At 42.3% G+C, this 19,943-nt stretch carries 17 protein-coding genes; 16 read left to right on the plus strand and 1 reads right to left on the minus strand.

Features of this window, described 5'->3' with window-relative positions; translation table 11 throughout:
- Positions 1-176: 176 nt before the first annotated feature.
- Genes D5E69_RS05045 through D5E69_RS05070 form a run of 6 tightly spaced genes read left to right on the plus strand, consistent with a single transcriptional unit; the run spans position 177 to position 9,803 of the window.
- Positions 177-4,154 carry a non-ribosomal peptide synthetase gene (locus tag D5E69_RS05045; protein WP_159129361.1) on the plus strand — a complete coding sequence of 1,326 codons (3,978 nt, stop codon included), beginning with the start codon at positions 177-179 and terminating at the stop codon, positions 4,152-4,154.
- Positions 4,147-5,205 (plus strand): GntG family PLP-dependent aldolase, encoded by a 1,059-nt coding sequence (locus tag D5E69_RS05050; protein WP_159129362.1) that lies wholly within the window; start codon positions 4,147-4,149, stop codon positions 5,203-5,205. The genes D5E69_RS05045 and D5E69_RS05050 overlap by 8 nt, the downstream gene beginning before the upstream one ends.
- The gene (locus D5E69_RS05055) at positions 5,202-6,641 is read left to right on the plus strand and encodes a lyase family protein (protein ID WP_063190880.1); all 1,440 of its coding nucleotides are present in this window, start codon (positions 5,202-5,204) and stop codon (positions 6,639-6,641) included. Before D5E69_RS05050 ends, D5E69_RS05055 begins: the two co-directional genes overlap by 4 nt.
- A 13-nt stretch (positions 6,642-6,654) precedes the next feature.
- Positions 6,655-7,572, plus strand: coding sequence for a GHMP family kinase ATP-binding protein (locus D5E69_RS05060; protein WP_231578963.1), 918 nt, complete (start codon positions 6,655-6,657; stop codon positions 7,570-7,572).
- Entirely contained in the window at positions 7,562-8,614 is a 1,053-nt protein-coding gene (locus D5E69_RS05065; protein WP_159129364.1) for a cysteine synthase family protein, read from the plus strand. The genes D5E69_RS05060 and D5E69_RS05065 overlap by 11 nt, the downstream gene beginning before the upstream one ends.
- On the plus strand, positions 8,580-9,803 hold the full coding sequence (locus tag D5E69_RS05070) for an ATP-grasp domain-containing protein (RefSeq protein WP_048005373.1): 1,224 nt from the start codon (positions 8,580-8,582) through the stop codon (positions 9,801-9,803). The genes D5E69_RS05065 and D5E69_RS05070 overlap by 35 nt, the downstream gene beginning before the upstream one ends.
- A gap of 54 nt (positions 9,804-9,857) precedes the next feature.
- Here D5E69_RS05070 and D5E69_RS05075 read toward each other — a convergent pair whose 3' ends face one another.
- Positions 9,858-11,303 (minus strand): class I adenylate-forming enzyme family protein, encoded by a 1,446-nt coding sequence (locus tag D5E69_RS05075; protein ID WP_159129365.1) that lies wholly within the window; start codon positions 11,301-11,303, stop codon positions 9,858-9,860.
- Between the two features lie 198 nt (positions 11,304-11,501).
- Here D5E69_RS05075 and D5E69_RS05080 point away from each other — a divergent pair, with 198 nt between their 5' ends.
- From D5E69_RS05080 to D5E69_RS05125, 10 genes are all read left to right on the plus strand, one after another.
- Positions 11,502-12,482 carry an ornithine carbamoyltransferase gene (locus D5E69_RS05080; RefSeq protein WP_048005371.1) on the plus strand — a complete coding sequence of 327 codons (981 nt, stop codon included), beginning with the start codon at positions 11,502-11,504 and terminating at the stop codon, positions 12,480-12,482.
- A 166-nt stretch (positions 12,483-12,648) separates the two neighbouring features.
- Positions 12,649-13,338: a response regulator transcription factor gene (locus tag D5E69_RS05085; protein ID WP_053072190.1), complete on the plus strand. Its 690-nt coding sequence runs from the start codon at positions 12,649-12,651 to the stop codon at positions 13,336-13,338.
- 16 nt (positions 13,339-13,354) lie between these two features.
- A complete protein-coding gene (locus D5E69_RS05090; protein WP_048005370.1) occupies positions 13,355-13,984 on the plus strand; it encodes a GNAT family N-acetyltransferase in 630 nt (209 codons plus the stop codon).
- On the plus strand, positions 13,981-14,736 hold the full coding sequence (locus tag D5E69_RS05095; protein WP_231578962.1) for an SDR family NAD(P)-dependent oxidoreductase: 756 nt from the start codon (positions 13,981-13,983) through the stop codon (positions 14,734-14,736). The genes D5E69_RS05090 and D5E69_RS05095 overlap by 4 nt, the downstream gene beginning before the upstream one ends.
- A gap of 15 nt (positions 14,737-14,751) precedes the next feature.
- Positions 14,752-15,678: an ACP S-malonyltransferase gene (locus D5E69_RS05100; RefSeq protein WP_156183398.1), complete on the plus strand. Its 927-nt coding sequence runs from the start codon at positions 14,752-14,754 to the stop codon at positions 15,676-15,678.
- A 12-nt stretch (positions 15,679-15,690) separates the two neighbouring features.
- Positions 15,691-16,596, plus strand: coding sequence for a hypothetical protein (locus tag D5E69_RS05105; RefSeq protein WP_159129366.1), 906 nt, complete (start codon positions 15,691-15,693; stop codon positions 16,594-16,596).
- A 14-nt stretch (positions 16,597-16,610) separates the two neighbouring features.
- Positions 16,611-17,639, plus strand: coding sequence for a 3-oxoacyl-ACP synthase III family protein (locus D5E69_RS05110; RefSeq protein WP_159129367.1), 1,029 nt, complete (start codon positions 16,611-16,613; stop codon positions 17,637-17,639).
- Positions 17,640-17,699: 60 nt separating this feature from the next.
- On the plus strand, positions 17,700-17,963 hold the full coding sequence (locus D5E69_RS05115) for an acyl carrier protein (protein ID WP_048005366.1): 264 nt from the start codon (positions 17,700-17,702) through the stop codon (positions 17,961-17,963).
- 73 nt (positions 17,964-18,036) lie between these two features.
- On the plus strand, positions 18,037-18,516 hold the full coding sequence (glmS, locus tag D5E69_RS05120; protein ID WP_082139273.1) for a methylaspartate mutase subunit S: 480 nt from the start codon (positions 18,037-18,039) through the stop codon (positions 18,514-18,516).
- Positions 18,488-19,939, plus strand: coding sequence for a methylaspartate mutase subunit E (locus D5E69_RS05125; protein ID WP_048005365.1), 1,452 nt, complete (start codon positions 18,488-18,490; stop codon positions 19,937-19,939). The genes glmS and D5E69_RS05125 overlap by 29 nt, the downstream gene beginning before the upstream one ends.
- The last annotated feature ends 4 nt before the right edge of the window (positions 19,940-19,943 follow it).

Raw genomic sequence — 19,943 nt, forward strand, 5'->3', positions numbered from 1 at the left:
AGAGGACTTGTAGGGAATGCCCATTCTCTACAGGTCTATTTTTATGGGAGGCAAATGGTCTTTAATGAATATTACCCAAACTTCCTATTTTGCGTTATTTACTAATGTTTCTTGAGAAGAAAAAACTTATACTTTGCTCAAGTTACACAACCATCTTTTGTAAGGAGTGGCAAAGTATGACGATTGATACAACGAAATATCACCCCCTCACATACTACAAGCTGAAGCCATCATTTTCCCAAGAACGGTTTTGGGTGCTACATAATCTTGATCCTGACAAGCCGACCTATACCATTTCTAAGGTTTTTCGATTCACTGGAGCATTTAATCTTAAAGCCTGGAAGAAAAGTCTGAGGGAATTAGTAGAACGCCACGAAATTCTTCGTACGACATTCACGTTCGAAGAAAGGCTTTATCAACTTATTGCAAGTGACCAGCAATGTGACTTCGACTACGTGGAACTCTCAGAAGACCTAGTAGAAGAAGCCATAAAGAGCTATATTCAACAGCCATTCGATCTTGAAAGCAGTAACCCGCTCTTTCATGTAAAGTTTATTAAGACCGGAATGGATACCCATTACTTCTTGATGAATATCCATCATATTCTCTGTGATGGTCCGTCTTTGGGAATCTTATTAGAAGATTTATTTCGCCTGTACTCATCCAATAGCCAGCAATTAAAAGCTGAATTGCCACCGTTGGAGATTCAATTCGCCGACTTTGCTGAATGGGAGAGGAATACTGTCGAGAGTGATCGATCGACTTCATTGGAGTTTTGGAAAGAGAACCTTAAGGGAGCCCCTTCCAAGGTCGACTTCAATAAACATGGGGAAAGCCAGAAGGTGGGCACGGGTGGGAAAACGACCAGGTTTAGGGTTCCAAGTGAACTGCAACAAGCCGTGAAATCTGTATCTAAAGCCAACCGAACCACCCTTTTCACCACCTTCATCACTGCATTTACCATCCTGATATACAAGTACACCTCACAGGAAGAGATCAGTATTGGAACACCCGTGAGTCTAAAAGAGAGCAAGGAGCTAGAGAACGTTACGGGATTATTCATCAATTCACTGGTTATTCGCTCTCATATATCGCCCCTCGATACGTTCAATGAACATCTAAAAAAAATGCAGGAACAAGTCTACGACTGTTTTAAACACAAGTATATTCCTTATGACACGATCGTGAAGGAAATCAGTCCTGACAGAGATGATATTCATAACGCTCTATTCAATATAATGTTCGCTCTCCATTACAAAGCTGGCAAACCAAATCTTACAGGTCTGGAGTACGAAGAAATCCTATATGACAACCGAACGACAAAGCTAGATTTGTCTTTGTCTGCAATCGTCAGCGAAGAGGAAATCGAACTTGAAGTCGAGTATGACACCAGCATCTTTAATCAAAGATATATCAACCAGTTGTTTGGACAGGACTTCATGGCTCTCTTAACAGAGCTCACAAAGGATCAAGACAAGCCTATAGGGACCCTTCCATTGGCAGAAGGAAGGTCGGTTATCACGAAAGTGAACCGCCCAGCCATTTCTCCAGTCAAATCGGAGAAATGTATCCACGAGCTGATTGAAGATCGGGTGGTCAATCATCCCCATGCCAATGCGCTTACATTTAGGAATCGAACGTTGACTTATCAAGAGTTAAATGAGAAGTCCAACGACTTAGCAGCTCGAATAGTTAATCAGATTGATCGAGGAGCTACGGTAGGGATATACATGGACCGCTCGATAGAGTTGATCCTCTCCGTTCTTGCCATAATAAAAGCAGGTGGCGTTTATGTACCTCTAAATACAGAGGATCCTCTTAAAAGAACGGAGAAAATGGTGGAAAAGGCAAACGTATCATTCCTCTTAACGAAACATGAAAGTGCTGAGCGGATAGCTACCATCAATCAGAAAACCTATAATGTTGAAGAATCTGAACTGGGGATTGGTTCTGATTTCCCTAATCTCAAGACATTGACTACTACTGAAGGAATGCTCTCTATTTACTTCACATCCGGATCAACGGGAGAACCAAAGGGGGTAATCAATCATCACAAAGGTTGGATTAACAGAATGAACGGGATGCAGCAAAGCCATCAGATGAAAATCGGCGATGCGGTCTTGCAGAAGACGTTGCACACATTTGATGCCTTTGGTCTGGAAGTGTTTTGGCCGTTGATGTATGGCGGACACATCCATTTACTTGAACCTGGAGAACATCGTAATCCACGAGCAATTATTGATGCTATGAAGGAGTATAGAGCAATCTTCCTTCAAGTGGTACCGAGCATGCTGAATGAAGTGGTCTTGGAGTTGACTGAAGAGGATGCCGAAGCGTTAAGTGAGCATCTTAGATTCATTGGGAGTGCTGGTGAACCTCTGACATCCACTTTGTACAATGAGTGGAGAAAAAAAATGAACTGTCCAGTCTATAACACATGGGGTCCCACTGAAGCATCCATAGATGTCACCCAATATGTTTGCACAGAACATGATCGGTATAACGGTGACATCCTTTCAATCGGTAAACCGTTAATGAATAACGAGGTATACATCTTAGATGAATACCTCCATCCGGTCTCACCTTATGTCACAGGAGACATTTTTGTATCGGGAATAGGTTTGAGCAGGGGCTATGTGAATGATCCTGAAAAAACTAAGCAAACATTCCTTGACAACCCTTTTCATGAAGGAACGATCATGTACCGGACAGGGGATAAAGGATACTTTTTAGAAAGCGGTGACATTCAGTTTGTAGGTCGTGAAGATAACCAGGTCAAATTGAGGGGCATAAGGGTCGAGCTGGATGAAATTGAACGGGTCATAATGGAGAGCGAAAGCGTCAATCAATGTGTGGTGAAGGTGTCTGAGAATGGTGGAGGGCAGAAGCTTATTGCCTATATCACCATGCTTGATGAGAGCGAGGTAGCTATACATAAGGTGAAGGATGAGCTGATGACGAAACTCCCTATGTATATGCTACCCACACATTTTGAACTGATGAAAGAATTGCCTCGCCTATCAAATGGGAAAATCGACAGAAAATCACTCTCTATTCCGGAAGGGAAGATCTTTCAAAGTGAGGAACTGATTCTCCCTAGGACCAGCAAGGAGCTCATTCTTTGCCAATTAATGAGTGATTTGCTAGAACATGAACAGATCGGAATCAATAGTAATTTCTTCGATGTAGGTGGGCATTCCCTTAACGCTTTCAAACTATTGAATCGAATTAATCAAGAATTCCATACCAAGCTACCTCTGAGCTTCATCTTTAAACATCCTACCATCGAAATGATGGGGAAGGTGCTGGACACTATTAATAATCAGGAATGGAAGACTTCCAATGTGATCTCTTTACAAAAGGGTGACCAAGAAAAACGACCGCTCTACTTAATCCATCCAGGTGGTGGGGGAATCATCTGTTATTACGAGTTTGTGAGGAAAATGAGTATACCGAATCCGATTTATGGTATTCAATCCATTGGCTATGAAGATCATGTATCCCCATTGTCGTCAATTAAGGAAATGGCGTGTGAGTATATAAAGGGGATAAAGAAGGTGCAACCAGCAGGACCCTATGCCCTGGCAGGATGGTCATTAGGCGGGACGATTGCATTTGAAATCGCTCATCAACTGGAAGAGATGGGTGACGAGGTCGATTTTATCGGGCTGATTGACACCTATCCCATTGATTGTCATCGAGATGACCAACAAGTGGCTCAGTCGCGTAAATCTCCTCTAGAGGCATGGGCGGCACGATTAAATCTAACGTATACGGAGAACCTTACCGATGAGAAAAAAATCCAACTCATTCACACAGAGGTTAAAAAGAGAAAGATGATTCCATTCGATGCGACGCTGAATGAGACGGCTAAAGTGTTAGAAATTATGTATTGCAACAATTTAGCGGCAGAGGAATTTTTCTGTGATTATCGTATTCATCAAACACTACACTTGTTCAATGTAAGTGAACGATCGGAAATCAATCCGATTCCCCTGGTGGATACAAATGTGTGGGCAGCCCGGACAACAAAGGAAGTATTCATCCATGAAATAGATGGCCATCATCATAATCTCATGGACAAAACGAACGTAGAAAGAGTTGCGGGAGCATTTAAAAATATATTGGAAGAACAGGTGGTTACACATGATTGAATTAAGAAGTGATACGTTCTCATTACCAAGTAAAGAAATGCTGGATTCGATTAGCAAGGCAATTTTAGGAGACGATGTCTATAGTCAGGACATGACCGTGAAGGAATTAGAGAGCAGAGCAGCTGAATTACTGGGTAAGGAAGACGCGATTCTTATGCCGTCTGGAACAATGGCGAATCTTGCCTCTATCCTTGCCCATTGCCCGAGGGGATCAAAAGTGATTGTTGGAGACAAATCAGATATATACATCTATGAGGCGGGAGGTGCTTCCGTTTGTGGGGGAGTCATGTATGAGCCCGTTCCAACAGAGTCAGATGGAATCTTGAAATTACACAATGTAGAGAAGGCATTTCCTCAGGATCAAGACGATCCACAGTTTGCACTTCCCTCGCTTATATGCATTGAGAACCCAAGTAATCGGACTGGGGGGAATATCCTGCCTCTCTCGTATTTGGAGGAACTATCTTTATTCGCAAAGGAGAAGAAGGTACCCCTTCATATGGATGGAGCGAGAATTTTCAATGCTTCGTTTGCAATGGACGTGCCCGCAGCTCATATCGCAAAGTATGCAGACTCAGTCCAATTCTGTTTGTCCAAAGGTCTCTCAGCTCCTGTGGGGTCGATGGTTGCAGGAACTCGCGCGTTCATTCAAAAGGTTAGAAGGATCAGAAAAATGTTGGGCGGCGGGATGAGACAAGCTGGAGTTATTGCGGCGCCTGGAATCGTCGCTCTAGAAAACATGGAAGCTACATTGGAGCAAGATCATCTGAAAGCTAAAATGCTTGCAGATCAATTAAGTATGGTGGAGGAAATAATCCTTCAACCAAATGTGGAAATTAATATGGTTTTTTTCAGATTGAGAGGAGAATATACAACCAATAAATTCATCAGCACCTGTTCCATGTTCGGCCTCAACATTGATGAGTTGGAACCAGGTGTGATCAGGGCTGTCATTCATCGAAATATTAGTGATGAAGATATTTTGGATACGGTTGAAATTATTAAGAGGGCTATTCCATTATCAATGGCAGAGAGGAGCGTATACGGTTGATTCATCTAACTGGGAGGATTACGAAGGAACCGAATGACTTTATAAATCAGCATATACTCGAGCCTCACTTTGCCTTCGAATTAGAGCACTTGACTAACCATTACATTGAAATTGAACTCGTCATGAACAGGGAGTACGAAAGGCTGGGATTGATCAATCATAAAGAACGTCTCGCCTTGGATGAGGCATTAAAAAAAGTCGACATCTCTGTCATCCAGGCAGATCCCTCTCAAAATATGTCTGATATGTCGTTTGCGATTGAAAAGTTTGTTGAAAGCCAGTTGGATTCTTGTGTGCCGGTGAGATGGCATAGTGATCGAAGCAGAAATGATGTTCAGAGTTGTGCCCAAGCCATGTTTCTTAAAGAACAGGTGGTTGAACTGGAACAGAAGGTAGCAGATTTGATTGGCATCTTGATTAATCGATCCCAAGAGTCTACCAAGTTGCCTCTACCGGGTAAGACGCATTATCAACCAGCCCAAGTCATTACGCCAGCTTTTTATTTCCTCTCGATCGTTGAAGAATTGACGCATATAAGAAAGGTCCTGCTAAATGTATTCGACTATATTGACCAGTGCCCATTGGGGTCCGGAGCCATGGCTGGATTAGAATATGCATGGGATCGTCAAAGAATGGCCGAGGAGCTGGGTTTTCGTAAGCCTAAAGATACAGCTTTGGCTTCCATTGCTTCGAAACAGGGGATTCTGGAAGTAGCAGCCGCCCAAGGGAACCTGGGCGTACTTATCAGTCGTTTAGCAACAGATCTAATGGACTGGCTTATCGATGGGTACATTGATCTTCCAGATGAGCTTTCCGGTATCTCCTCAGCGATGCCTCAAAAGAAAAATTACCCCATTATGGAGAGGATAAGAGGACAGAATGCCCATATGATCTCGTTCTATACGGGCATAGCACTCTCTCAGAAGAATACCCCTTTCACGAATCTCGTAGAGACGGCTAAAGAGGGAGGGAAATATGTAGGTGAACTTTTCCATACTTCCAAGGTTAATCTCAGCTTAATGAGAATCGTCCTGGAAAATATCTCATTTATAGAAGAAAAAATGCTGGACGACTGTGCTAAAGGATTCTTTGGCGGATTTGCATTTGCTAATCATCTTACGAGAGAATATGACGTTCCGAATCGAAAAGCCCAATCGATCGTAGGTGAAATCATTCGAACAGCTATCGAAAAGGGTGTCTCTCCATCCGGAGTAGAAAACGTATTGGTCCAGGAAGTTTGTCATAAGCATGGATATAGTATCCGAATGGATCAGGAGTCCATTCTAGCATTATTCTCTATTCCTCATAATGTAAACAAGCAGACATCTGGCTCGACTAACCCGGCCAGTGTGGAGGCACTGCTTCATGAATACTTGGCAGTCAATCATGAGATTGGACAAAGATGGGAAAAACGAAATCATTTAGCGAAATCTTAGGAGGCTGAGAGATGTGCGGACTGACATGTTAAAAACTCCCGACCGGCTGGAGCTCAGAGGAGTCGGTATCTCTAGCGGGACTTTTGGAGAGTTATTGCAAGGGGTATTGACCAATGGCAAGCCTTTCTTGGTAACACTCCCGATTAACCGCTACTCAAAAGCCACGTTCAAACCTGACCTTTTGAGTGACACGATTGAGGTCCACCCCTCGTTCAAACTCAAGGCTAAAAGGCTGTGCGAGAGAATTTTGGTCGAACATAACCTCCCGCTTGGAGGTACCCTTACGGTTGAAAGTACGATTCCAATCGGAAAAGGTCTGGCAAGTTCCTCAGCAGATTTAGTCGCGGTGTCCAGGGCGATTGAGTCAGCCTATGACTTCACAATGGACATTAATACCTTGCAACGCTACCTTGCTGATATTGAACCAACTGATGGTGTGATGTATTCATCCATTGTTTCCTACTACCATAGAGAAGCAAAGTTAAAAGACCACATAGGTCCACTGCCATCTCTGACCATTGTGTCGCATGATGAAGGTGGAGAAATCAATACGATTGAATTTAACAAGAGGCATCAACCATATGAATCCAGTCATAAAGAAGAATACGATCGGTTGCTTAAGGACTTGATTCATGCCATTCAAGAGAAGGATCTTAAAGGTATAGGTGAAGTAACCACGAGGAGTGCCATCCTTCACCAAACCATCGCACCAAAAAAAACGTTGTACCAAATGATGAAGATCAATGAAGAAGTGAATGGCCTAGGCGTTGTAATAGCTCATAGCGGCACCTACATAGGTGTCCTGCTCTCTCAAGAGGACGAGGGATACTACAGGAAGCTTAAAATGGCTAAAGAACGGGTTTGTCAACTTACCGGCCAGGTTCAGGTGATGCACACGATTACGAAGGAGGAGTGCCCAAGTGGCTACTAATTTGATCGATTCAATAGGTAAGACACCTCTCGTTTCATTATGTACACCTAATGTGCATGCAAAGCTGGAAATGTTGAATCATTTTGGGATGAAGGATAGGGTGGCAAAAAATATCCTTCTTCAAGCAAAAATGGATGGGACGCTGAACCCTGGAGATGTCATCATCGAGAGTTCATCAGGCACGATGGCACTAGGGGTTGCCATGGTGGGGACGGCTCTCGGGCATGAGGTAATTATCGTCACAGATCCAAGAATTGATCCCCTTACCATGATAAAATTAAAGGCTCTTGGAGCGGATGTCCATGTTGTCGAACGGATGAGTGAATGCGGAGGTTGGCAAGGTGCCAGATTAGATTATCTATGTGAATTATTCACTATATACCCTAATCATTTTTGGCCTAAGCAATATGAAAATCCCCACAACCCCGGCGCGTATCAATCCCTTGCAGATGAGCTAATGAACGAACTTCCTTCAATTGATTATCTTGTGGGGGCGGTTGGGAGCGGAGGATCACTTGGTGGTATTGCCTCACATCTTAAGGTGAAACACCCCTCGCTGAAAGTAATAGCTGTAGATAGTGTAGGCAGTATCTTATTTGATCAGCCTTTGAAAAGCAAGAGGCTACAAGGCGGTCTAGGAAATAGTATCAAACCTAAGAATGTGCAGTATGGACTAATTGATGAAGTTCATTGGTTAAATGACAATGAAGCATTTGAATCTTCAATTAGACTCGCGAATAGAGAGAAAATCTTTGCGGGGAACAGCTCGGGATCCGTCTATACCGTAGCTTCCTGGGTTGGTAAAAAGGCAGGCCCCGATAAGACAGTCGTAGCTATTTTCCCCGATCGTGGAGACCGCTACCAAGATTCCGTCTTTAATGAGGAATTTTGGAAAGATCATGGCTTGAACCATGGGAGTATTCCTTCTGAACCTACTATGGTTTTGGGACAGGAGGAAGTGAAGACCTGGTCTTATGTAAAATGGAACAGAAAGGAACGGAAAAATCATGAGACCCAATATCCTACTATTCATAGAGTCTAATACCACGGGAACGGGGAGAAAGGCGTTTGATATTGCCAAGGAAAATGGATATAACGGCATCCTGCTTACCAACAGTATTAATCAGTATCATGATTTTTCAGGAATTGAGTACAAAGTATGCGATACCAATGATTTGGATTGCTTATATCAAGAGGTTGAAAAATTGGGTATTCATACGGTAGCGGGGATTATGAGTACAAGTGAGTATTATATTGAAATCTCTGCTGCCCTTGCTAATCGAGTTGGGTTGAACGCCAATAATCCCGATATCATTCGTCACTATAGAGACAAATCTCTTCTTAGGACGACCTTATCGGCCAATCAAGAGATTAATCAGCCCCTTTTTATGATTGTTGATGAAGAAAACGGAATGGAGAAGCTACATGAGCTCATGGATTTTCCGTACATTGTAAAACCAGCAGAAGATAGCGGTTCAAATGATGTCAAGCTATGTTATAACCGAAGAGAGATAGAAGAACAGGTCCAAGCCATTCTGTCAAAAGAAGTGAACATGCGGAACCAGAGAATGCATCCCAAAGTGCTAATTGAAGAGTATATTGGGGGGGACGAATATAGTGTTGAGGTGTTTGGAACTGGAAAGGATCTTATAACCATTGGAATCACCGAAAAAACGACGAAGGGAAGCCCCTACTTTATAGAAGATAGGCATATTTTCCCTTCTCGTATTCCAGTAGAACTAACAGCTTTGATTGAAAGATCAGTTCAATTAGCCATAGGTGAGCTGGGTCATCTAAACGGGGCAGTCCACGCTGAAGTGAAAGTAGAGGCAGGAAGCTGCTATATTATAGAAATCAATCCCCGCTTGGCTGGAGGTATGATTCCTGAACTTATTAAGCAAGCAACAGGGATCGATCTCCTAGAGCTGCACGTTCGTTCCTTTATAGAATCAATCGATTCAATGATGTATGAGACAGCTTACTATAGTGGAATTCAGTTCGTCACGTCCTCCTCAACCGGTGTTTTAAAGGCGATAAATGGCATGGAGAATATTGAGCGATTTCCTGGCTTTCATATGGCTTCGTTAGACAGTAAGAAGGGGAAGAGAGTGAGAAAGCCTAGGAATTCTTCAGATCGCCTGGGATATGTCATCGTTACCTCAAGTAGCTACGAGGGATTAGAGAGAAAACTCAATAGTATAGAAGAAGTCCTCTCCATTGAACTGGAGTAAAGCGATGCATAAAAAAAGCTACTACCACCAGATAGTAGCTTTTTTCTATTTTTTTTAGATAGGCATGGTGACTTCTTTCAGCGCATATTCCTCTAGTTTCTTACCGTGAACCTTTCCGTTAGGAAGGAAGGGGAACTTATCAATGCAGATCAGTTTATCAGGATACATATAGGTAGGAAGAGCTGAAATGATCTGTTTCCTTATGATAGAAGACTGATCTGGTGGATATTGAACGAATAGAGTAAGGAAGGAGCTCTTCTTCTCTTCCTTAAAACTCACCACTTTGCTCAATATGCCAAGTTCTTCTACGATTCTCTCCATATGGCAGGGATAAAAGGTAGCTCCCATTCGATGGATGGCCCCGTCGTGTCTACCAATAACGAAAAGGTTTCCCTCTTCATCAAAGTAACCAAAATCTTTCATATCAAGCCACCCGTTAAGAAGAGGTAAAGAGGCATTGCCGACTTCATCAAGATATCCTTCCATAAGTCCATTGCCCTTGGCATAAATGTGACCGATTTCACCAGGGATGGTCTCAATAAAGTCTTCATTAAATATTATAACGGAGGAACCTGGCAATAAGGTCCCCGTTCCCTTCAGATGTCCAAGGTTCGTAGAGGTTAAGTTGCCAGCTTCAGACGAACCGTAATAATCTAAAAGTGGAATGCCGAATACGGAATAAAAGCGCTCTTTTAACACATTTGGAACAGGGGCGCCACTCGTGAACCACATACGGACGTTGCGTTTGATTTGCTGGACGTGCTTCACATTCCTTTCGGCCAATTGAACAATGAGGTACGTGGTGGCTATGGTTGCTTCCACTACAGACACATTTCGTTGATTGATGATAGAAGGTAAAGTCCGTGTACTCTGATAATCACACACGATGAGAGTTCCGCCCGTCACCCACCATTGGATGATCATGTTAAGCCCCCAAATATTGAAAAATGGAACAACTGGCAGAATCACTTCATCATGGTTATATCTCATACCGATAGCGGTTGAGTACATATTTGAGAATAGGGATGCACCTGACTTCATAATGCCTTTGGGCAATCCTGTAGACCCTGATGAGAAAAGGATGACGGCATCACGACGGTGGTACCATTGGGTAAGGTCTAAATCCATGTCATTTTGCTGAGAAATAGTACTGGCGGCTTTTATCGTTGAGTGCAAGTTAATAAACGTGGTATGTTCCACTCCCGCATCTTCAGTTGATAGAATCCAATGAGACCTTGTTTTCTTATGGATCCAATCAAAATCGGTGGAACTTATGTCTGGATCAAGGAGGACGATAGAGCAGTTAACGTGCATCAATGAAAACAGAGAAACTAGAAATGAATAGTTATTAGGACAGCATAGAGTCACCCTGTCCCCTTCCTGAACACCATGTTTCAAGAGGACCATAGAGTGACGTATCACATCACTCTTAAACTGAACAGCTGTATACTCCTTTTGATCATCTATAATAAAACTATTATTCTTCTGATCTAGCTTCATATTATTACCTCCTTTGGCTACAGATATCCTAAGGTATCCCAAAAGTAAATTCTATGGTAATTAACGCAATAATTTGGATTTTGTGAAATATATGTTAAATTACCAATTTTGCGGAATACACGTATACTAAAAATTAGCCGGTATATTATACTTTGAGTACAGAAAGATATAAATTATGACAAAAAGGAGTGTTGGAATTTGAAGAAATTTTTCGACTTTTCAGATATAAGGGGAGAAGATTTAGAGAAATTAATCGATTTGGCATTGGATTACAAGACTGGGAAGGTAAATGATCAGCCACTGTTAGATAAAAACATAGGATTGCTCTTCAACGTTCCATCAACTAGAACGAGAATATCCTTTCAAACAGCCATTAAACAGTTAGGCGGGGAAGCATTGACATACAGCGCCAATGAGCTACAATTGGCCAACAAGGAAAGCATGAAAGATACGGCCACGGTCATGGGTAAGTACTTGGACGGTCTGGTTGTCCGTTGGTATAACATGAACGATTATGGTTATGGTCGGAATACATTAGAAGAAATTGCATTGAACTCACAATTACCCGTAATCAATGCGTTGGATGACAAGGACCATCCATGCCAGATCATGGCGGATGTTCTAACTCTCAAAGAAAAGTACGGTCAACAATACAAAAAGAAAAAAGTACTCTTCACTTGGGGATATGCAGAGAGGAAAAAATCACCTGGGTGCACCCACAGTATGCTGACGGCGGCTTCCCTACTCGGTATGGATTTGAGAATTGCCCACCCTGAGGGCTACGAACTCGATGATCAGTATTTGTCCTTTGCCAAACAGGCAGCGCAAAAATCGGGTGCAAATATCGAATTTTCCAATAACCTAGATGAAGCCATCGAAGATGTTGATGTGGTCTACGCAAAAGCTTGGGGTAGCCTTTCCTTACCTGGTTATGAAGAGCAGCAGTATAAAAGTGAGATAAGAGATCAATGGCTAGTCAATCATGAACGTTTTGCAAGAGCCAACCAAGATGCATATTTTATTAACCCCCTCCCGATCATCAGAGGAGATGAAGCCATTAAGGAAATTATTGATGGTCCAAGATCCCTAATGTATGACACCGCAGAAAACAGACTCCATGTTCAAAAAGCTACACTAGCCTCAATGTACTCAAAAGATAAAAACCTTCAGCTCGTTTAATCCTTATTGAAATCTACCAGCCTGTATCAGTGAACCACTTATGGACCTAAGCCGGGGAAGACAAAAACTCCTGCCATAATAGAGAGAATCCTTCAAAGGCATATTCAAATCGCTAGAATGAACAGATCAAAGCTGTTTCAAACTAATAACGATTATTGGAGGAACTATGAAGCTGCCATTAAAAACTGCCATAGTAGATAGAAATTTGTCGTTAGTGAACCAAACTCATCTATTTCTTAAATCCAGTCCGATTGATATAGACGTACAATATAGCGTGTACATCGAAAATGAAATTTTTAGTCTTGATGATTTGGCTGCATGTGATCTTGATTTAATCATTATGAGTAATACCAATTTGTCTGCTTTGAAGATGCTACGAAAATATTTGCAGCAGCAACATTTACTCACTGGCCAAGAAAGTCCCATGGTGATGATTTTTGATGATACGGTAGTGAACATACAGCGAATTCATCTAATGTGGGAAATCTCGAATAGCATCATCCTTAATAGGAGGAAAGAAGATCTGTTGCTGGCCATTCAAACTTTAGCCAATGGCGGTTTCTACTATTCGAAAGAGTTCTCGGGTTACAACGAAAGCAAAGGATACTTCCGCAATAATGTGAATAAGTTGCCTTTGACCAAAACGGAGATATCGGTCGTCAAAGAGCTGATCCGTGATAAAACCAATCAAGAAATCGCCAATACACTCTACATGAGTCGACGGACAGTGGAGTATCACATCACTTCATGTATTCAAAAGTTTGAAGTGAACTCCAGAGTAGGTCTAGCAGTGAAAGCCCTTTCAATCATTGAGAGGGAGTCATATGATTCATTAATGAATGAACTGGTAAAGTGAAAGGAGGGACGTGACGATGAAAGGCCTAATGGTGACACTCGTCCCCTTTGAAGAGGAAGATGTGGAATTAATCTATCAGTGGAGACAATCCGACCTTACAAGCACGTTGATGAGCGGATCATTGAACTTTGTATCATTAAGTGAAATGAAGGAACAGATGAAGCAAGACAAATCCAGATACGTAGGAGTTAAGACCAATGCAGGGAGAAAAATCGGTTTTATCTCTTGGCATGAGGTGAAAACCCAGGGGAATTATCAAATTGGTGGGACCATTGGGGATCCATCAATCTGGGATGAAGGTTATGGTGTGGAAGCAACAAAGTTGGTCATGGATTATCTGTTCCATTTCAAGAATGCCCATCGCCTGCAGTTTGTGACGGGCTTATACAATACGAGGACCATCGGGATGCTCATGAAACATACTACCCAAATAGAAGGAATTCTGAGAGATTATTATTTTCTTGATGGGTCCTACCATGATGCAGTCATCTGTTCAGTCCTACGAGATGAATATTATGAATACTACGAAGAGAATCCTGAATTTTACTACAATATTTTTGATCCTGAGACATTAAAGGAAACAAAAGATAAATTCAAGAGGTACTACGAGAATCAACGAAGTCTCTTTTCAAATTTAGGAGTGTGAAGGAAATCGTGAAAGGAAAAGTCGCGATCGTCACGGGTGGGTCCCAAGGTATTGGAAGAGCAATTGCCAAACGCATGGCGGAACAGGGGGCAACCGTGATTGTCACCTACCTCCGCAATAAGGAAGAAGCGGTAAAGACGGTCGAGACAATTAATGACGAATTCCCCTCAGCCTGTACAGCCATTCACCTTGATGTAAGAGAGTATGATCACGTTGAAGAAGTATTCAATCAAGTGAGGAAAAAGCATGGATCGATTGATGTTTTGATCAATAATGCAGCAGTTAGTGCCGAAAGGGCCTTAGCAATCAATAGTCTCGATAATTGGGGAGAGATCTTATCAACCAATATCATGGGCACGATCAATTGTATCAAAGCGGTTTCCTTACCTATGCTCATGGCTCGAAAAGGGAGTATCGTCAGCATCTCTTCCATTGCAGGAATCAAAGGGATTCCGAAGTTAAGCAGCTATTCAGCCAGCAAAGCTGGAATTATCGGACTTACTCGATCACTAAGCAAGGAATTTGCCAATTTTAACGTAAGAATTAATGTCGTCGCACCCGGCTATATAGAGGGAACGCGAATGTTTAATGAAATTGAAGAGAAGGATTTGATTGAATACAAGGAACAAATTGACTTAAAGAGGTTTGGTCAACCGGAGGAAATCGCCAAGGCGGTCGGATTTATCTGTTCAGATGATGCCAGTTACATTACTGGACAGACTTTGGTTGTAGATGGTGGTCTATCAATCTAGTGAAATAGGTGAAAAATGATGAAAAAAGCACTAATCTTACCCCCACAAATGACGATCAGAACAGGGCATCTCCTGGAGTATTACAATCAATTCGAAGAAGTTCAATCCTATTTCGATGAAGCAAGCGAGGTATTGGGAATCTCTCTGTATGATTCCTTCTTCTCGGATAATGAAAAGTTGATCAATGAGAGTCACATTGGCAGATGCGGCATTGTCTCTATCACATGTGGATTATTGAAGAGACTGAACATGAACCTAGAGGAGTATTCCTTTATCTCTGGCCCAAGTCTTGGTAGCATCACATCAGGTTATATAAGTGGATCTTATTCTTTTGCAACCATGCTACAGATGATTGTGTCAATGGTAGAGAGTGAAAAGGCGATTTATTCCGATGATCGGTTTGGCAATTATATGTTCTATAACATTAGTCAGAAGAAGCTGTTGGAAATAATGGAAGAAACAAACAAGCAGGGTCATTATGTGGCGCCTTGTATGTTCACAGCAGATAATCAAATGATTATTACTGGGGAATTGACTGCGCTGGAAAAGATGGGCTGGGACGTATTGAAAAGCGGAGGTCTCGGTGTGCATATCCCTTACAGTCCTCCCGCACACTCGTCCATGATGGGTGAAGTTAGGGATCTTTTTAAGAAATCGTTTATGGAGAGCCATGAGTTTGAAAATCCATCTATTCCTAACATCTGCAACAATACAGCAAAACCGATGGTTCAAGGGAAGGAGATCAAGCGGTCTCTTACAGAACAGTATGTCCTGCCTGTCAGATGGACAGATATTCTTCACCTTCTAAAAGAAGAGGGGGTCGAGCAGCTTGATATTATCGGACCAGGGAAGTTTTTGGTGAAATCGATGGAGTTCACTGATGTATCGTTTACCCTTAAAAGTTACCTAGAGATTGAAGATTTCCAAATGACCAGAAGTTGACCATGGAGGGGTATGATGAGTAAATCAGTCTTTTTATTTCCTGGAATGGCCAAGTCGGAATATCGGGACTTTAAAACCTTTATAGAGAAATCATCTATAGCCCAATCTCTTTATAAAGAAGCAGAGAGGTGCATGGATTATCCTTTGCTTGAGAAATTCTCAAGCGGGGATACGTCTATTGTGACGGAGCGTTGTTCATACTTTGTCAACACACTTGCCTTGTTGTATGAATTTCAAGAGCGTCATCCTGAGGTAGACCCTGACTATATCATCGGATCCAGTTTCGGTATTACACCTGCAGGGATTTTCTTGGGAAGCATCGATTTTTCAGATGCCTTGAAGATGGTAAGAGATACAGCTCTTGTAGAAGATTCCTACTTGAGTAATCTTGATGCTGAGTACTGCACACATTTCATTTACAAATATTCTTTGGATGATTTGGAAGACATTGTAGAATCATTCAGATCTCAAGGTAAATGGATTGAGATATCAGTATTCATTTCGGATGACCTCATTGGAATCGGTTCGACGGTAGAGACCGTTAATGAACTCAAACAAATGATAAAAGTTCAGGGGAAAAGCACGTCCATACACACCGCTGAACTAAGCCATACAAGTAATCTGAAGGAACTGAGAGATCGATTGGATCGAGAGGTCTACTCTCATTATCATTTTTCTGAATGTTCAAAACCTTTTGTGTCAGACTTGGATGGGAGGTACATTGTAGCAGGAGAAGATTTAAAGGAAGAGATGTTGAAAAGTGTCGATCACCCAGTTAAGTTTACTCTAGTTCATAAGAAAATGCTTGAAGATGAAATTGAACAAGTGTACGTAATTGGTCCCAGTAACTTTTTTGGAGCCATCTTAAAACGGGATTTCACCGTAACGAACATTGATCCTTTGAAATTCAAATTATAACTGGGGGACTGGCGATGATTGAAACAACTGTCAAAGACAAACAGAATGTAATGACTTTGAGTAGACCGATTGGGATCCTTTCATCGGGAATGTTCGTTCCAGAAAATGAGGTGTCAAATGAGGACTTAAGCAGCCATCTTGACACTTCTGATGAATGGATCGTGGATAAGACCGGGATCAAGACAAGAAGGTTTGTCAGTGAGGACCAAGCAACCTCCGATCTCTGTATTGAGGCAGCAAAACAAGCCATCGAAAATGCCGGTTTGGATGCCCAAGAGATTGATGCGATCATCATTGCCTCATTTACTCCGGATCAGATTCTCCCCTCCACATCGGTCATTGTAAAGGATGCTCTTGGAATCAACAATGCGATAACCATTGATATGAATCAGGCAGCTTGTGCAGGTGGGATCTATGGATTGTTTTTGGGAACCCATTTGTTGCAGAATCCTTCAATTCAACATGTGCTGGTCATCGGGGCAGAGTCCTTATCTAAGTATACGAATCCACAAGACCGGACCACTCGTGTATTCTTTGGCGATGCAGCTGGGGCCGTCATTCTTCATCATGAAGCTGATGGGTATAATCTTTTATCTTGGGAACTTGACTCTGAGTTGTCTTATAAGGTCGAGATTCCTGCAGGTGGGTCCAGGAAACCAACGAATGAATGGACTGTGAAGCAAGATGAGCACTATATCAAAATGGATGGTAGGACAGTATGGAATATGGCCACTAAGCACCTTCCAAACTCGATCCAGGCGGTTATTGATCAAATGGAACTTACACCAGATGATATTGACCACTATATTGTTCATCAGGCCAATCTGAACATCATTCAGGAAGTATTGAAAAAGCTTGGTCAGCCTGATCATAAGACCACTATCAATATTGACAAATTTGGGAATACAGGAGCAGCCACTGTGTTGACAGTGTTGCATCAGGCTATGAATACGAAAGCAGTAGCATCGGGAGATACTCTTGTAATCGGTGGAATAGGTGCAGGTTTCATATGGGGAGCGCTGGGTTTATCAAGGGCCACGTAAAGGCCAAACCTACACATAAAAAGAAGAAGAGGTAGTTACTGATATGAGGAGGAATTGGGAATGGATGAGCTAATTAAACGAAAAGTAGTTGAATTATTTACAGAAGTATATGGGGTCAATCTACAAGAAGATGTGGATGGAGATACGATTCTTTTTGGACCGGATTCTCCTTATAAGCTGGACTCAATGGACGTGCTTCGAATCATCTCCATTTTAAAAGACGAGTATAAGCTTGAAATCAACGCGATGCAAATCACAAACTTTAACACATTGAATAAGATGGTCGAATTTATAAAAGAATCTATGCCCCAAGGAGCTAGATAAAATCGTATAGTCAATTGAAACCGGCCTCTTGTCTAGTCTTTGACAAGAGGCATTATAGTGGGAGGGTTATAACATGAAGAATGCACATACGATTGTGATGGGTGTCATAGGTGAAGATTGCCACTCTGTGGGCAATAAAGTTCTCCACTTTGCTTTCCAAGAGAAGGGATTTACCGTTCATAATCTTGGTGTCCAATGTTCTCAAGAAGAGTTTATTGAAGCTGCTAAGGAAGTTAACGCTGATGCAATCATCGTTTCGTCCCTTTATGGTCATGCTGAGCTAGACTGCCGGGGCTTTGCTACAAATTGTACTAAAAGTGGATTGGCTCAAGTGCTTCTTTACATTGGAGGAAACCTTGCAATTGGAAAAAATGAGTGGGCAATGGTGGAGAAAAAGTTTCTTAAGATGGGATTCCATCGTGCCTTTCACCCATCCGCCGATCTTGATCAAGCAATAGAATGGATTCGCGCGGATATTTCATTACAAAAGGGGACACACTCAATCCCTGGCACGGAGAAGGAAGATGCGACCAAAAAACGCAAAATTAACTGAAGATATATTCTACAGGATAAGGGAGCAGGTTCTAGGAAGTTGGCCAACCGGTCATTGGATTGACTTAGAAGAGTCGGTTGAATACTTGCGGTCCCTCCCGCCACACAAATCATTTCCTGAAGTCTTGACTGAAGCAAAGAAAGTAAATAGGGTATTGCTTCAGCCAAGGGGCGGAGTAGCAACCATTACTGGCCAGACTGCATTGCTGGAAGGCTTCATTAAAGCAGGAGCGGATGTCATGCCTGTTACCATTGATAGCTATACAAGACAGAATGCGTATCTGAAAAGTGAGCAAGGATTAAGTGAAAGTCTTACAAAGGATACCTCGGTCCTTAATGGGTTTCCCGCTGTGAATCATGGGTTAAGAGGGTGCCGGAAGTTGAGTGAGGCCATACCGCGCCCTCTTCAAGCCAGACATGGGTCACCTGACGGAAGGCTTCTAGCGGAAATTATACACGCTTCTGGATGGACTTCCAATGAGGGGGGCGGCATCTCTTATAACATTCCTTACTCCAAAAAAGCGAGTTTGGAAAGCAGCATCTTCAACTGGCAATATTGTGATCGGTTAGTCGGGGTTTATGAGGAAAAGGGAATTTCATTAAACCGGGAACCTTTTGGACCTTTGACGGGTACTTTGGTGCCGCCAAGCATCTCAAATGCTATTGCAATCATGGAGGGCTTACTAGCGGCCGAACAAGGGGTCAAGAATATAAGCTTGGGCTTTGGTAGTGTAGGTCACGTTCCACAGGATATAGCTGCCATGAAATCGTTGAGGATGATGGCATCGCGACTTTTTAAAGAGTTCGGATATGATGTTAACCTTTCAACCGTTTATCACCAGTGGATGGGTAATTTCCCACGTGAAGAATCTGAAGCCTATTCTGTCATTAATTTGGGGTCTCTCACATCGGTATTGGCAGGTGCGACAAAGATGATTATCAAAACACCCCATGAAGCGGAAGGTATTCCTACATTAGAGGCCAATATGAATGGAATCAGGACGTCCCATCACATGGTAAAGATGATCAGAAGCCAGTTAGGGAGCCTGACGATTGATGTGTCTGATGAAATGGAGATTATTCAAGAAGAAACCATGCTTATTATTGACGAAGTGTTTCGTTTAGGCAAAGGTGATCTGGCCGAAGGAATCATTGAATCGTTTGCAAAAGGAGTTTTGGATATACCGTTTGCGCCGAGCATCTATAACCATGGAGCAGTCATGCCGATCAGAGACTATCTAGGAGCAATTCGGATTGTAGAATTCGGCAATTTGCCCTTTAATGCTCATATTAAAGCGCTGCATCAGGAGAGGATTGCTAAGAGAGAACGTTTGGAAAACAAGAAGGTAAATCACGAAATGATTGTCAATGATATTTTTTCCGTTTCCAACGGGGATTTTTTTCAAAATGGAACCAAGGGGTGACAAC

Source organism: Rossellomorea marisflavi, assembly GCF_009806575.1.
Classification (GTDB): Bacteria; Bacillota; Bacilli; order Bacillales; family Bacillaceae_B; genus Rossellomorea; species Rossellomorea marisflavi_A.